The following is a 15,175-nucleotide window of genomic DNA, read 5'->3' on the forward strand; positions in this document are numbered from 1 at the left end:
TGTTGAAAACACCAAAAAGGATTTTATGATTAAATAAAAATTAAAGGGAGTCGCTTAGATAGATTAAAGCGACAGCCCTTTTTTTTTACCAAATACCAGTAGTTATTTTTCCGGTGCTACTTACATAGATATTATCATCGTATTCTGAAAAATGTTCAATTAGGTAGTTACCAATAATTAATGATATAAGTTGATTCGTTTTGATGCCAGTTAAATTTGAAATAGATTGTAAACAGTTTGTGAATTGTTCAGAAAGTGGTATGGCATATTGTTTCGTGTTAGGTAATATATCATTATATTGTGTAGCATATTCTATATCAAATGAAGCCAGCTTTTCAGCTATGCCAATATGGATAAGGTTGTTTACAACAATATTGGTTTTTGTTTCATAAATTTTTTTAATGTCACAGACACCGTTATATATGTATTCAGAAACTTTCATAGAATATTGTTTTGGTTTTTTTACTTTACCATAATAATCGGAAGTGCCAAATGTGTCTTTAAATTTGCAATTTTCGTAATTGTCTTTGAAGCGTGGTTTATCAAATTCAAATGAATGTAATTGTTCAGTTAATAAAAACCGGATTATTGTTTGAATAGGAAGATTTAAAGATGATGCGTAACGATTGAGATTGGTAGATGTGTTTAATGAGATCTTAAAATTTAATTTATACATAAAAAACTCCTTTACGTTTTAGTTTGATTATACAAGTAACAGACTAAAAAGTAAAGGACGTATAAAAAAGTTATATTAGCATCTAAAAAAAAGAACCTGACATGCATTAAAAACAATAATGCTCTACGATTGATGAAAAATATGATTAAATATAAGTACAGCAAGCGAGTAAGGTGGGACGCCACCAAAGGAAGGAAAGTATTGTTATGAAATTAGTTGGACTCAATTATACTACAAATGCTAATGGTGGTAGAAATACTACATTACAAGTCACAGAGGAGTACAATGCATATTATACTAACAAAGAGACAGGAAGAGGATGCATTGGTGTTAAAGTTGATTCGATATATATTGGCGACATTGATTGTTCAGAATTAAAAATTGGTATGGAATTAGATATTCTTTATGACAAAGCTATTACGACAGCAAAAGGAACGTTTCAACCAATTAAAAGAATTGACATATTGAAGTAGCTAATAAACATAGCCTGCAAACATATTAATATGTTTGTAGGCGCCTGAAAAGAAATGAGGAATATACAATGATAGAAATAATTTTAGTCTTAATCTGTATGATTGGATTGGGTTTGGCAATTGAGAAGATAATACATATGGATTATGATGTGGAAGGTGTTACTTTAGCGTTAAAGCAAGATGTTAAGAAGTTTGTCAGTGCGGTTTTTAGAGAACCACAGATAAGACATACATTCGATATTACGTTAGCTAATGATATAAAAATGGTAACAAAACCTTATGCTAAGGCAGGCTTTGAAATACAATTGGGAAACAATTTATTCAGAAATGTACCTGCTGTAGGAATTCGTTTTGTGCCAGATCATGTTTTAGAAGAAGCAGAATTGCAGGAACTTATTAGATTGTTGCTAATTAAATTTAAGGAGTATATTGGATACTATGGTCTTAATTGGAGAGTGTTTGCAACATATTCAGTGGGAAGTGATTATGCGAATGTGTACATATACTATGCAGAATGGGAATGTGACTTGCATCCGTTTGCAAATGTGTATCGTCAAACAGTACGGCATAAAATTGATAAGTCTGGTGGGATTTTGCGTGATGAAGAATTAGAAGCAGAGTTAAAACATGTTAATAAAACTGGGATATAGCATGGAATCTTGGAAAAATGGTGTTAAAACACCATTTTTCTGGGACACCAATAAAGTGCCACATATACTATTATCTGGTATTACTGGTGGTGGGAAAACTGTACTTGCACAAATGATCGTAAATCAACTTTTGTCTGAACATAAGTCTATCAGTATTTGTGATTTTAAAGCAGGTGGAGATTGGGATAGTATTATTTCCAACTATGCGGAATACAAGGATTGTGATGAATTGTTAGAAACTTTTTATAATTCTTTTTTAGAAACGATAGAGCAAAGAACTAAATCAGAACAGTATCTTATTTTTGATGAATTTAGTAGCTACGCATTAAGTAAAGACAATAAAGAATTTAAGGAATTGATGGCAAAAATAAGTCACATTTCATTTATGGGAAGAAGTTTTGGTTATAAATTGTTTTTTATATCACAACAGTTTAATAGTAAAGTTTTAGATACCGCAATTCGAGAACAATTTGGGATAAAGATGTACATGGGTTCAACTATTTCAACAGAAAGTGCAACTATGTTATTTCCTAACTGCGAGATCGATAAAAGTATTCATCTTCCAAAATGTTGTGGTTATATTTCTATGCCCGAGAAAGAAATGGATATTATTCAAATTCCATTTTTGAATGAACCAGAAAAATTAAAACAATTGTTGATTGCAAAGGGATTGATATATTGATAGTGTTTTGTCAAAGGGTGGGCGGTGGCGAAGCCATAAGCCTGCTCTTTGACATAAGTGAGTGGCTAGTATTACCCACTCACTTATGTGATTGTAATTTGGTTCAGTAATTGGTGAAAATACTGGAATATAAAGTCACATTGGATTTGTAACTGTAGAAAGGGGTGTGATTAAAATGGCATTTTCCCTGAATACAAGAGGGCGATGTTGGTTTGGAACTATTCATGTTACAAATATGGAAAATGCAGGACTAAAAAAAGAGGAGTATGAGAATCCAGAATATCTTGCAGATAAATTTATAGAATTATGGGAAACTAGTGGAAAAGGAAGAAAAGCAGGTGTTGTGGTATGTGTTTCTTTGGATGGTTGCTATCATGCCCATATAGCTTGCTATGGTAATACAACGACATTGAAAAAAGTGTCAGATGTTTTATTTAAGACTCATATAGAACCGCAATTGGGGGGGAAAGATTCTTTGAAATCATATCTGCTAAAAGAAGGTAAATATGAGGAAAAGGGAGAACAAGTATTATGTGTAAAGGGGATAGATGTAATACAAGATAATCAAGGGAAAAGAAATGATCTTGATGAAATTGAGGAATTATTAAATGATGGATTGACGCCAGAAGATATTTTTGATACTTCATTTCGGTATCGAAAATATGAGAAAATGATAAAATCCGCATATATTGGTAGACGTATAAAGGAAACTCCTTTAATAAAAGAAGTAAATAATGAATGGCATGTTGGAAATTCGGGCAGTGGAAAGACATATTATTATTATCAATTATGTGAGAAGTATTCACCAGAAAAAGTTTATATGACTACAGATTTTGAAAACGGTGGTTTTGATTTCTATATTGAGCAAGGTGCACCACCAATTATATTTCTCGATGAATTTAAAGGCAATATGAGGTATGGACAGTTATTAACTATTCTGGACAAGTACAGCAGGACACAAACACATTGTAGATATACTAATACATATAATTTGTGGACAACTTGCATTATTACATCAATATTTCCACCAGATGAGGTATATTCTTCTATGGTTGAAAATGAGAAAAGAGATCGGGATAAAATAGATCAGCTTTTAAGAAGATTAGATGTAATTGTATATCATTATAAAAAAGATGGAGAATATAAATCTTTTTCAATACCTGCAAGTGAATATATAGATTATAATAATTTGAAGCAACGAGCGTTAGAAAATATAGATGGATTTGTAGAAGTTGATAATTTGGATGGTATTTCTTTTAATGATTAGTATCACGTTAGTGAAGGAGTGTCTTTATGGCAAAAGAAGTTCCTATATGGGAAAAATCAAACCTTACGTTAGAAGAAGCATCCGCATATTTTGGTATAGGTATTAACAAATTAAGAGAATTGACTAACGATAAAAATTGTCGTTTCGTGATCTGGTGTGGTAGCAAGAGATTGATAAAACGTAAGATGTTTGATGAATATTTAGAAAAGACGTACTCAATATAATTACTTAGTGATGTTATGTTGATGTGGACAATGAGAACACGCTTGAGTTATAATGTGCTTAAGCGTGTTCTCTTTATCGTTATGAAAGGGGAATTATCATGGCAGTAGAGAGACGAAAAGATAATAAAAATAGAGTTTTGAAGGAAGGAGAATACCAGAGAGCAAACGGAAGCTTTGAATACAAGTGGAGAGATAAAAAAGGAAAACGACATTCTGTTTATGCTAAGACACTTGATGAATTACGAGAAATGCAAATTGATGTATTAAGGGATGTTTTAGACGGTATTAGGGCAGACAAGAACGATATTACAATCAATGACTTATATTATCGTTGGATGCAGTTGAAAAGGGGCTTGAAACATAACACTTTTCAGAATTACAAATATATGTATACTCAATTTGTTGAACTGGATTTTGGAGAAATGAAAGTTGCAGATTTAAAGAGGTCAGATGTTAGGGCTTTTTATAATCATCTTTCAGATTCACAGCATTTGAAGACAGCAACTATAGACAACATACATACAGTTCTTCATCAAGTATTAGAGTTAGGCGTTGAAGATGATTACCTTCGTTACAATCCATCAGATAATGCACTAAAGGAATTGAAAAAAGCACATAATAATGATTCAGACAAAAGAAGAGCTTTAACAGTTCCAGAGCAGGATTTATTTGAAAATTTTCTAAGTGATCAAGGACAGTATCATAGATGGTATCCGATATTTACAGTTCTTTTGTGGACGGGTATGCGTGTGGGAGAAATTACTGGCTTACGTTGGTGTGATATAGACTTGGAAGATGAAACAATTAGCGTTAATCATACTCTTGTTTATTATGATAAGGGTGGAGAAGAAAGATGCGGTTTTTCAATCAATACACCAAAGACAAAAGCAGGAGAAAGATCAATTCCTATATTACCAAAAGTAAAAGAAGCGTTTTTGATGGAAAAGGAATACCAGAAAGAATGTGGACTAGATTGTAATGCAGTAGTTGATGGATATACAGATTTTATCTTTATCAATCGTTTTGGTGGTGTTCAGCATCAAGGAACACTTAATAAGGCACTCAGAAGAATTATTCGTGATTGTAATTATGAGGTGCTTGATAAAGGTGAAAAAGAGGCAATAACACTTCCTAGATTTAGCAATCATTCACTTAGACATACGTTTACGACCAGAATGTGTGAAGCGGGGGTTAATATTAAGGCTATGCAGGATATTTTAGGTCATGCAGATGCAGAAACGACCATGGACATATATGCAGAGGCAACAAAGGACTTAAAGAAAGCAGAATTAATTAACTTTGAAGCATATTTCAACACGCAAAAGAAAGCTCAAATTGGTACAGAATAAAGCTTACGACCATCTTACGACAGATATACGACTACTTATAAATAGTTGTGAAGATTTATAAAATAATGGCAAATAAAGAATATCCTAAAATAGGGATGCGAAGAGTTACAGAGACATATAAATTAATCGGTATGATTTCCCAACGATGAAATCTGTAAAAGAGTAAATGTGCATTTGTTTACAAAAAAACGTAGTCATATTTATGTCAGAAATTACATGATGTGTAAAAGCTTTAGCAATTTAGAATATGAATGAAGATGAGTTATATCTTGAATCAAGGAGCAACTTAAGACGAGACCGTTAAGACATTCGTGTCTAGTAGAAATACTAGTTCGGATGTCTTTTTTCAATCCACAGAAGCAAATAGAAATGCCATAGGGAGAAGTAATCATACTGGAGTTAGATAAAGTTTGTGAGTAAAGAGATATGTTGAAGTAGGCTAAATAATGGAAAAGGTTGATATGAATGAGGTGGATTTACTATTTCTAAAACTACTGAATAAATACTCGTTGAAACTATTCTTATTAGGGAATATAATATTATTAGTGTATTGCTTTTTATATGGATGATTATATGAACTTTACAGTATTAGCTGTAGAAACAAAAAAAATGAAATTTACTCAGTGTTGAGTAGCGATTTAAAATAGAGAAAACAAAGAAAAGAGACTAAATTATGTTTAAAATCATTAAGGGCGATTTTAAAAAAAGTGAATATAGTAATGAAGAATATTTGGACAACTGGCCGATGCTGTACATTCTTGAGAATGGAAAAAAAGCATATATTGGTGAGTCGAATCATGTGAAAACCAGAATGGTACAGCATGCTACAAATGAAGAAAAAAGAATCTTTGATAAGGTTCATTTCATCTACTCCAAGATGTTCAACCAGTCGGTAACTTTTGACTATGAATCTAAGTTGATTCAGTATATTGTGGCAGATGATTTGTTTGAAGTTACTAATAAAAATGCTGGTATCGCGGATAAACAGTATTATCAGAAAAAAGAGTACGATGAGAAATTTGAAGCACTATGGAGAAAATTGCAGAGGGAGAAGTTAGTAAAACGTTCCCTTGAGGAAATAGAGAATTCTGATCTATTCAAATACTCTCCATACAAAGAGTTGAATGATGGACAAAGAAAAGCGGTTGAGGATATTCTTATCAAGATAAAAGACGGTTCTGTCAATCGTGTAGTAGTTAATGGTATGCCTGGTAGTGGTAAGACGGTTGTAGCAGTCTATTTGATGAAGTATTTGGCAGATTGCGAAGAATTCACAGAAAAACAAATTGGTTTTGTAGTACCGCAGACATCGCTTAGAAAGACTATGAAGCACATTTTTAAGAGCATATATGGATTGTCTCCAACGCAAGTGCTTTCACCTGCGGATGTTACAAAGAAGAAATACGATATTTTACTTGTAGATGAGGCACATAGGCTTCATCAATACAAGAATATATCTTATATGGGGATTTTTAAAAAGAAATGTGAACAGCTTGGACTTACAACAGAGGCGGATGAACTCGATTGGGTACTTAAACAGTCGAATTGTACAGTTTTATTCTATGATAGTATGCAGGTTGTTGGACCATCAGGAATAGATTATGAGCGCTTTGATAAAAAGATGGAAGATGCGTTTAGGAATCGAATGATAGCGTATTTTACGCTGCGTACACAGATGCGTGTGCGAGGTGGAAATGATTACATAGATTTTGTAAAAGATATGCTTGCTGGATCTTGCACTAATAAATATAAGTCTGATAAATACGATTTAAAGTTGTATTCTGATTTCTCGAAATTTGAGAAGGATATGTATAAAAAAGAGTCAGGATATGGTTTGTCTCGAATGCTTGCTGGTTATGCATGGGAATGGATTAGTAAAAAAGATCAGACAAAGAAAGACATTGAGATTCAAGGCATAAAGAGAATGTGGAACCACTGTACCGAAGGTTGGGTTCATACGCCAGAGGCACTTGATGAAGTTGGATGTATTCATTCTATTCAGGGATATGATCTTAATTATGCCTTTGTAATCCTTGGAAATGATATCGGGTATGATAAGGAGACTAGCCAGATTTTTGTGCGTCCAGAATGCTACTTTGATAAAAACGGGAAACGTACAGCGACTTATAAGGAGTTACTGGAGTATATTACAAACGTATATTACGTTTTGATGACGCGAGGAATAAGAGGAACATATCTGTATGTATGTGATGTTGATTTGAGAGAATACTTAAGTCAGTACATTGAAATGGAGAAGTAAAATGACAGAAGAGACGATAAAGCAAATTTTAAAATTCAGAGATGATAGGGATTGGAAGCAATTTCACAATCCAAAGGATTTGGCAATATCTATTTCTCTTGAAGCCTCAGAACTTCTTGAGGTATTCCAGTGGAGTGGAGAAGACGTTTCTAACGAAGGAAAGCAGGAAAGAATCAAAGAGGAGCTAGCAGATGTTGTGAACTACTGTGTTCTTATGGCAGATGCATGTGGGCTTGACTTGGACGTAATTGTTCAAGAGAAAATTAGAGAGAATAATGGGAAGTATCCAGTAGAAAAAGCAAAAGGAAAAAGTGATAAATACAACAAGCTTTAGGAAGAATACCTGAAGTGGGAGTTTAATTATCAAACGGTAATCTAGAAAACAAAATAATAATAAGATCATTAAGGCGTATGAGATACAATCATTTCATACGCCTTTATACCTGCCAATTTTAAAGTTTTCAAAATCTTATTTGAGAAAATGCTCCAATCGATTTTTAAAAAGTACTAAAGTATTAGCTTGAAAAGCCGATAAATAAGTTAAGAATTAGTTGAAGAGTAGAAAGGAGTGTTAACATGAGAATAGAATCCTATCATAAAATAAATAAATTATATACTTCCGATAAAACAAGTGGAGTGAAGCAAAATACAGTTTCAAGTAAAAATGATAAATTAGAAATTTCCCAGACTGCTCTTGATTATCAGATAGCAAAGAAAGCAGTATCAGAAATAGAAGATGTACGTGAAGAATTAGTAAGCAAAGTTAAGAACAAAATTGATTCAAAAAATTACAATGTGACTGCAGATGAATTTGCAAGCAAAGTAATTGATAGTTATAACAAATTAATGTTCTAGCAATTTAAACAGTAAGATACATCGATAATTTGAGAAGCAGAAAAGAGGAAATCAAGTGTCAAGTTTAATGGAAACACTAATTGATGTATTAGACAATGAAAATACGGAATATGAAAAGTTGATTGAGTTATCAAAAGAAAAAACACCAGTCATTGTCGAAGGAAACATCGAAAAACTACAAGAAATCATTGATAAGGAACAGCCAATTATAGAAGTTATCAATAATTTGGAACAAAAAAGAAAAGAGACAGTCAATGATATTGCAATTGTGTTAAACAAGGATGTGGAGTCTTTAAATATAAAAAATGTAATTCAAATGCTAGAAAACCAGCCAAGTGAACAGAATAAATTAGCTGAGACACATGATAAATTAAGTGCAACACTTAGAACGATGGCAGCGTTAAATGAGAACAATCGAATGCTGCTTGAACATTCACTTGAGATGGTTGGATTTGAGATTAATCTTTATCACAGCATGAGAAAAGCGCCGGAGACAGCAAACTATGGCAAGGATGCCTATAACAAAGGAGACGTACTTATTAATACGAGTGGCTTTGATGCCAAGCAATAAGAAAGTATAACGAGGTGACAAACATGGGTGGAATGGGCAGCCTATACATTGGAGTTTCTGGCTTACAAACAAGTCAGAACGCATTAAATACAACTGCACATAACTTGGCCAATATTGGTACTGACGGTTATGTTAGGCAACAGGTTGTACAATCAGATATTTTATATAATACAATTAAACATGGAGCAGTAAGCTCTCAACAGGTTGGTATTGGTTCAACAATCGCACAAGTAAGACAGGTAAGAGATATTTTTTTAGATCAGGCATATCGATTAGAATCGGGTCGGTCTAATTTTTATGATGTTGGTTATACAACATATTATGAGATAGAATCCATACTAGGAACGCTAGGAGGAAGTGAGTTTAGTAATTCTCTTAAAGGGTTAAGTGAAGCATTTAATGAGATAGCAAAAGACCCTTCCGATACATCTTATCAGACTCTTTTGAAACAAAGAGCAGTTGAATTCATTGAAGATGCACAAAATGTTTATTCCCTATTAAAGGAATATCAGTATAATTTGAACGACCAAATTGTAGATACCGTAGACCGTATTAATGAGCTGGCTAATAAAATCTACAAATTAAATGAAAAAATTGCATTTATAGAAGCGGGTGGAGTAGAGAATGCCAATGATCTTCGAGATGCTAGAAATTCAGCATTAGATGAACTTTCAGGATTAATTAATATTAGTTATGTAGAAGAGCCAAACGGTGTAGTGATTGTAAAGGCAGAAAGTGTTCCATTGGTAGGAGAAAGTTTTGTTTATGAGATGGGTTATTCCACTGATAAAGTTACTGGTTTTGTAACGCCAACATGGCCAGACTATAAAGATATGAATGTATTTAATATGGGTGCTATTATATCTACTTCAATGGATACGGATGTTGGAAAGCTAAAGGCATTAATGCTTCATAGAGGAAGCGAGACAACAAATTATTTAGATGTGCCAGTGAAAGAAAAGTATCAGGATGAATCAGGTAATTGGCTAACAGGAAGCTGGACAATTGATGGAGATACCTATACAGATGGAGATAAGGCGTATGCAGCTGCCAAAGATTACTATAATAATTATACAGGTATGTCAGGTATGATGAGTACGCTTGCGCAGTTTGACCAATTAATTCATGGGGTAGTGACCGCTATTAATGATATAATGTGCCCTGATATTTCAATGACAGTGGAACCTGGACAAGCTTGGACAGATGCCAATGGAAATACATTAACCGTTGGAGGAACGTATAGGGTACTTGATTTAAAAAACTGTGGGCAATCATTAGATGGAACAGTTGGTACGGAACTTTTTTCAAGGACAGGAATGCAACGTTATACCAAATACACATATACAGATGCAAGTGGAGAAGAACAAGTTTGCTATGTTTATAATGAAGAAGATGAATTAAAGAGTAATACGTTGTATTCTGTTGAAAATCTATCAGTGAATCCAGCAGTATTGACGGATGTAGGAAAACTTCCGTTTTATAAAGCAAATGGCTCAGTGAATCTGCCATTGGGAGAAGCACTATATGCTGTATTTAGCCAGAAGATTTTAGCTCTTAATCCAAATGCAACAGCAAAATCAAACTTTCAGGATTATTACTCTAAGTTGGTTACAGATGTTGGTAATCTGGGATATATTTATAAAAGTTTTGCTGATTCGCAGGCGGCGACCGTTTCGGGACTTGATGATAACAGACAAATGGTTATGGGAGTTTCGTCGGATGAAGAACTAACCAATATGATTAAATATCAAAATGCCTATAATGCATGTTCCAGGTACATTAATGTGGTTAGTGAAATGCTTGAACATATTGTTACTTCGTTAGGAAACGGTTGATAGGAGGGAAAAAATATGCCATCTACATTTTTAGGTTTAACCATCGCTACATCGGGGTTATATACATATCAAACACAAATTAGTGTTACTGGTAATAACGTTGCAAATGTCGAAACTGATGGTTATACAAGACAATCTGCCAAACAGACTCCCACAGAGGCTTTAAGAGCCTACGCAACTTATGGTCAAATTGGTATGGGTGTCCAGGTTACAGGAATTGAACAAATCAGAAATAGTTATTATGATTCTAAATATTGGTCTACCAATACAGGATATGGAGAATATAGTACAAAGAATTACTATATGGAGCAGTTGCAATATCTTTTTCATGAGTCAAAAAAGACATCGGGTTATGTGAGTGCATTAAATACTTTTTTTAATTCAATGCAAGAAGCTGCTAAAACTCCGTTAGAGGTGTCTACATTAACGCAGTTTGTAAATGATGCACAAACATTTGCCGAGTACTTTAATGACTTATCCACAAATCTTGAAAAAATACAGGAAGATTTGAATGAAGAAGTAAAAACTTATGTTGATAAGATTAATGGTATTGCACAGCAAATCTATAGCTTAAATCAACAAATAAATGTGTCTGAGTTAGCTGGAGGAAATGCGAGTGCGTTGCGTGACCAAAGAGCTTTACTGATAGATGAGTTGTCTGAAATTGTACCAGTGGAAGTAAATGAAACAGAAATTTTGAATAGTCAGGGAATGAAGAGTGGGGCAACAAATTTTGCGGTTAGTATATTAGGTCAAAAATTAGTAGATAATGATAGTTATAACGAGTTAGAATGCGTTGCCCGAACAGATAAAGTGAATCAATCCGATGTAGAAGGTCTTTATGATGTAAAATGGACAAGCGGAAATCAATTCAATGTGCTTGCTTCAGGAGCCAGTGGAAAACTTAAGGCGCTTATTGATCTAAGAGATGGTAACAATGCAAATAATTTCTCGGGAAAGATTCAATCAATAACACCTGTGGATGCAAACAATACGAAAGTTACAATTACGAGTTTAACCTATAGTAACCTAGAACAATTAAATTTAAATGGCTCAGGCACGATTAAACTAGGAACCAAAGAATATAGTTACGATTCGTTTGCGGCTACTTACAATTCTGCTACTGGTGAATATGAATATACCTTTAATATTACAAGTAATAATACAACATTAACTCCTTCTATGGTGGGGAAAACGGCTGAGGTTGGCAGAAGTGTGGATTTTTGTGGCATTCCATATTATATGTCTCAAATAAATGAATTTGCTAGAAATTTTGCAAAGACAGTTAACAACATATTAATAACAGGTTTTAATGTAGCCGGAGATGTTGGTGGAATTCTTTATACAGGGACTTCGGTTACAGGAGCTGAATATGATTTCGCTTTATCTGGAGCCGTTGCATCCATCACACAGGCAGGAGGTATATCCTCAGTGTCAGTTGTTGCGGATAATGGAGAGACTGCTACACCTCAAGCAACAGGAAGTATTTATATAAATGGTGTGAAATACGATTATGATAGCTACTCCTATGATCCTGCAACCAAAATGTACACCTATCAGATAAAGGGTAGTGTAAGTTCATCTTTGGTGGGGAAAAATGCTGATAACTACACATTAGTCCAAGATAATAGAGAAGATAGTTATTATTATTTAACCGCGGCAAATTTAAAAGTGTCAAGTGCAATGCTAAAGAATCCTTTGTTACTTGGAACAACTACAAAGCTGAACGACGAACCGTCTTCTGGAAATGTTTTGTACAAGCTTTATGAGGCGCAAAACAATACGAGTATATTATCATTTCGAGGCGGTGACGCATCACGTTTCTTGATTTGTCTTGTTTCGGATACAGCAGTAGATGCTCAAAAATCCACTACTTTCTCAGGAAAATATGATACTCTTTTAAAAACAATAACAAATCAAAGACTATCAGTTTCTGGTGTAGATGGTGATGAGGAAGCAGTTAATTTAATGAAATTTAAGAATGCATACGATTTGTCATGTAAACTAGTTACTGTCATGCAACAAATGTATGATAAATTAATAAATGAAACGGGAGTATAGGAGGTGTAGTATATGGGAATTCGAATTACGAATAAAATGATGACAAACAATTCTCTGAACAATTTAAATGTAAATAAAATATTACATGATAGAGCTTCAACACAAGTTGCAACGCAACAAAAAATTACAAGAGCATCGGAAGACCCTGTAGTGGCAATTCGTGCTTTACGTTTAAAAAGTAGTTTAGGTACATTAAATCAATATTATGAGAAAAATATACCAGATGCTAAGACTTGGCTTCAAAATACACAAACTGCACTTGCTAATATGGAGACTTGTGCATCCGCGATAAGAGGACTTGCGACAAAGTTATCCTCAGGTCAATATTCGTTATCTGAAAAGAAAGACTTGTTAGCTGAGTATCAGTCTCTTCGTGAACAAATTTATTCAGAAGGGAATGCTGATCTTTCGGGCAGAAGTTTGTTAACAGGCCATAAAACCAATATGGATTTGGCATTTAAGAAAGAAGATACTTCTGCGAGTTATCGCATAACAGAACGTTTTTCAGGTACGGACGTAGAGAGTATTAATTATGTATCAGGTGCGGTTAATGTGAATTCAAATGATATTTTAGCATCTACTGATACCGAATACGATCAAAACACAGTAAAAAACAATACGTTGTATCGTATGCGTTTGTCCTATGGAGATTTATCAGAAAACTCAGATCCGACAGCAACAGGTTTGACCTATTCATCATCTGGCAAGTTAAGTACAGATCTTACAGTTGCCATATCAGGTTCAACGACTGGTTATGTAAAAGCAAATGTAAAACTTGATGCGGCCACTGGGACTGTAAGTGCTACAATCGATGGAACAGATTCAATCGGCGGCAGTTACAGTGCAGCTGTAGATTCGGTTACTGGAATTGTAACCATTAGCGATTCCAGCGGAACGGTTGTTGGTAATTTTAACTATGAATTAGATGGAAATAAAGTAACTGCATCTAAAACTGTTACGGTAAATGCGGTTTCATTAAGTGATGCTGGTGGCAATGATGCAGCTTATTTAAATACTTCTGCAGAAGGGATTACTTTTATTAAGGAGACTGGAGAACTGATTTTAGGTGCTGGAGTATATCAGTCTTTACAAAATTGTGGAGATGATGCAATTAGCTTTACCTACGAAAAGACTGGTTTTGGAGAAGGTGAGCTAAAGCCAGAACATTATTTTGATTGTACGAATTTAGTGACGGGAGCAGAATATACCAATCAGGATGTGGCTCAAAGTATCAATTATACGGTTAATTTTAATCAGACAATTACAGTAAATACAGAAGCAAAGGATGTATTTGATCATTCAATTGGCAGAGATGTAGATGACATGATTGCTGCACTTGAAGCGGCTATTGCTGCGGATACCAAGAAAGAACAATTAGAAGCTATGTTAAAGGATTCACAGTATAGCAATAAAAAAGAGTACATTCAATCCATGCTAGATGCAGTTGAAAAGGAACAGACTTATTCCAAAAACAAATTGCAGAGTTTGGCAGAACAAAGTATTACTAACTTTAATGGATATGTGGGGGCTATAACGAGAGCGAAAACTGAGGTAGGTAGTAAGTTAAGTCGTCTTTCCTTGGTTGAGGAGAGAGCTTTAAAGCAACAGACAAATTTAAAAACGCTATCAGAAGAAAATATTGGAATAGAATTATCAGATGCCATTATTAATCAGGAAGCAGCTAGCCTTGCTTATAATGCTGCACTTACGGCAACAAGCAAGATAATTTCAAATTCATTATTAGATTTTCTATAAAAAATAAGTGTCTGCAAGGCAGACACTTTATTTGATAAAAAGGAGAAGAAGATGACGATACAAACAAAATTATTTGGAAATATCTTAGTTGATGAAGATAAGAGGATATATTTTGAAAATGGTATTATTGGTTTTCCAGATTTAAAAAACTTTTTGATTATATTTGATGAGGAAAAAAAAGATAATGCTAGAATCTCTTGGTTGCAATCCGTGGAAGAACCAGGGTTTGCGATACCAGTTATTAATCCGTTGCTTGCAGATGGGAAATATAATCCCACTGTCAATGACGAATTACTTAAGCCATTAGGAGAATTAGACTCAGACGAAATGCTAGTGCTGGTGACACTAACAATACCAGCTAAGATTGAAGAAATGAGTGTAAATCTAAAAGCTCCTATCATTATTAATGCCATAACGCGTAAAGCATGTCAAATAGTAGTAGAGAATGAGGAATATCTCGTAAAACATCCAGTATATGAGGTGTTTAAAAGTAAGCAAGAAAAGGCGGGTGAATAAA

15 protein-coding genes are annotated in these 15,175 nt (G+C 34.0%); 14 read left to right on the forward strand and 1 reads right to left on the reverse strand.

Features of this window, described 5'->3' with window-relative positions:
* Nucleotides 1–85: 85 nt before the first annotated feature.
* Nucleotides 86–676: a hypothetical protein gene (locus tag F7O84_RS17625; RefSeq protein WP_151148311.1), complete on the reverse strand. Its 591-nt coding sequence runs from the start codon at nt 674–676 to the stop codon at nt 86–88.
* Between the two features lie 206 nt (nt 677–882).
* On the opposite strand from F7O84_RS17625, the gene F7O84_RS17630 reads away from it, so the two are divergent.
* From F7O84_RS17630 to fliW, 14 genes are all read left to right on the forward strand, one after another.
* The gene (locus F7O84_RS17630) at nt 883–1,149 is read left to right on the forward strand and encodes a hypothetical protein (RefSeq protein WP_151148313.1); all 267 of its coding nucleotides are present in this window, start codon (nt 883–885) and stop codon (nt 1,147–1,149) included.
* A 68-nt stretch (nt 1,150–1,217) separates the two neighbouring features.
* The gene (locus F7O84_RS17635; protein WP_151148315.1) at nt 1,218–1,799 is read left to right on the forward strand and encodes a hypothetical protein; all 582 of its coding nucleotides are present in this window, start codon (nt 1,218–1,220) and stop codon (nt 1,797–1,799) included.
* On the forward strand, nt 1,777–2,481 hold the full coding sequence (locus tag F7O84_RS17640) for a P-loop NTPase family protein (RefSeq protein ID WP_151148317.1): 705 nt from the start codon (nt 1,777–1,779) through the stop codon (nt 2,479–2,481). The genes F7O84_RS17635 and F7O84_RS17640 overlap by 23 nt, the downstream gene beginning before the upstream one ends.
* Before the next feature lie 175 nt (nt 2,482–2,656).
* Nucleotides 2,657–3,748: a hypothetical protein gene (locus F7O84_RS17645; protein WP_151148319.1), complete on the forward strand. Its 1,092-nt coding sequence runs from the start codon at nt 2,657–2,659 to the stop codon at nt 3,746–3,748.
* 26 nt (nt 3,749–3,774) lie between these two features.
* Nucleotides 3,775–3,972 carry an excisionase gene (locus F7O84_RS17650; protein WP_151148320.1) on the forward strand — a complete coding sequence of 66 codons (198 nt, stop codon included), beginning with the start codon at nt 3,775–3,777 and terminating at the stop codon, nt 3,970–3,972.
* A gap of 98 nt (nt 3,973–4,070) precedes the next feature.
* Nucleotides 4,071–5,321 carry a tyrosine-type recombinase/integrase gene (locus F7O84_RS17655; RefSeq protein ID WP_151148322.1) on the forward strand — a complete coding sequence of 417 codons (1,251 nt, stop codon included), beginning with the start codon at nt 4,071–4,073 and terminating at the stop codon, nt 5,319–5,321.
* A 673-nt stretch (nt 5,322–5,994) separates the two neighbouring features.
* A complete protein-coding gene (locus F7O84_RS17660) occupies nt 5,995–7,581 on the forward strand; it encodes a DUF2075 domain-containing protein (RefSeq protein ID WP_151148324.1) in 1,587 nt (528 codons plus the stop codon).
* A gap of 1 nt (nt 7,582) precedes the next feature.
* Nucleotides 7,583–7,915: a nucleotide pyrophosphohydrolase gene (locus F7O84_RS17665; RefSeq protein ID WP_151148326.1), complete on the forward strand. Its 333-nt coding sequence runs from the start codon at nt 7,583–7,585 to the stop codon at nt 7,913–7,915.
* Between the two features lie 242 nt (nt 7,916–8,157).
* Nucleotides 8,158–8,436 carry a flagellar biosynthesis anti-sigma factor FlgM gene (locus F7O84_RS17670; RefSeq protein WP_151148328.1) on the forward strand — a complete coding sequence of 93 codons (279 nt, stop codon included), beginning with the start codon at nt 8,158–8,160 and terminating at the stop codon, nt 8,434–8,436.
* Nucleotides 8,437–8,491: 55 nt separating this feature from the next.
* Nucleotides 8,492–9,007 carry a flagellar protein FlgN gene (locus tag F7O84_RS17675; RefSeq protein ID WP_243140943.1) on the forward strand — a complete coding sequence of 172 codons (516 nt, stop codon included), beginning with the start codon at nt 8,492–8,494 and terminating at the stop codon, nt 9,005–9,007.
* 23 nt (nt 9,008–9,030) lie between these two features.
* A complete protein-coding gene (gene flgK / locus F7O84_RS17680; protein WP_151148329.1) occupies nt 9,031–10,842 on the forward strand; it encodes a flagellar hook-associated protein FlgK in 1,812 nt (603 codons plus the stop codon).
* A 15-nt stretch (nt 10,843–10,857) separates the two neighbouring features.
* Nucleotides 10,858–12,903, forward strand: a complete 2,046-nt coding sequence (gene flgK / locus F7O84_RS17685) for a flagellar hook-associated protein FlgK (protein ID WP_151148331.1) — start codon at nt 10,858–10,860, stop codon at nt 12,901–12,903.
* 12 nt (nt 12,904–12,915) lie between these two features.
* Nucleotides 12,916–14,658: a flagellin N-terminal helical domain-containing protein gene (locus F7O84_RS17690; RefSeq protein ID WP_151148333.1), complete on the forward strand. Its 1,743-nt coding sequence runs from the start codon at nt 12,916–12,918 to the stop codon at nt 14,656–14,658.
* Between the two features lie 51 nt (nt 14,659–14,709).
* A complete protein-coding gene (gene fliW / locus F7O84_RS17695) occupies nt 14,710–15,174 on the forward strand; it encodes a flagellar assembly protein FliW (RefSeq protein ID WP_151148335.1) in 465 nt (154 codons plus the stop codon).
* Nucleotide 15,175: the final 1 nt, after the last annotated feature.

Source organism: Candidatus Galacturonatibacter soehngenii (genome assembly GCF_008830185.1).
Lineage (GTDB): Bacteria > Bacillota > Clostridia > Lachnospirales > Lachnospiraceae > Lachnotalea > Lachnotalea soehngenii.

Coding starts and splice junctions, on each gene's coding strand:
- F7O84_RS17655 (WP_151148322.1), top strand. CDS start 4,071: ATGGCAGTAGAGAGACGAAAAGATAATAAAAATAGAGTTTTGAAGGAA.
- F7O84_RS17665 (WP_151148326.1), top strand. CDS start 7,583: ATGACAGAAGAGACGATAAAGCAAATTTTAAAATTCAGAGATGATAGG.
- F7O84_RS17625 (WP_151148311.1), bottom strand. CDS start 676: ATGTATAAATTAAATTTTAAGATCTCATTAAACACATCTACCAATCTC.
- flgK (WP_151148331.1), top strand. CDS start 10,858: ATGCCATCTACATTTTTAGGTTTAACCATCGCTACATCGGGGTTATAT.
- fliW (WP_151148335.1), top strand. CDS start 14,710: ATGACGATACAAACAAAATTATTTGGAAATATCTTAGTTGATGAAGAT.
- F7O84_RS17660 (WP_151148324.1), top strand. CDS start 5,995: ATGTTTAAAATCATTAAGGGCGATTTTAAAAAAAGTGAATATAGTAAT.
- F7O84_RS17635 (WP_151148315.1), top strand. CDS start 1,218: ATGATAGAAATAATTTTAGTCTTAATCTGTATGATTGGATTGGGTTTG.
- F7O84_RS17630 (WP_151148313.1), top strand. CDS start 883: ATGAAATTAGTTGGACTCAATTATACTACAAATGCTAATGGTGGTAGA.
- F7O84_RS17640 (WP_151148317.1), top strand. CDS start 1,777: ATGTTAATAAAACTGGGATATAGCATGGAATCTTGGAAAAATGGTGTT.
- F7O84_RS17670 (WP_151148328.1), top strand. CDS start 8,158: ATGAGAATAGAATCCTATCATAAAATAAATAAATTATATACTTCCGAT.
- F7O84_RS17645 (WP_151148319.1), top strand. CDS start 2,657: ATGGCATTTTCCCTGAATACAAGAGGGCGATGTTGGTTTGGAACTATT.
- F7O84_RS17690 (WP_151148333.1), top strand. CDS start 12,916: ATGGGAATTCGAATTACGAATAAAATGATGACAAACAATTCTCTGAAC.
- F7O84_RS17650 (WP_151148320.1), top strand. CDS start 3,775: ATGGCAAAAGAAGTTCCTATATGGGAAAAATCAAACCTTACGTTAGAA.
- flgK (WP_151148329.1), top strand. CDS start 9,031: ATGGGTGGAATGGGCAGCCTATACATTGGAGTTTCTGGCTTACAAACA.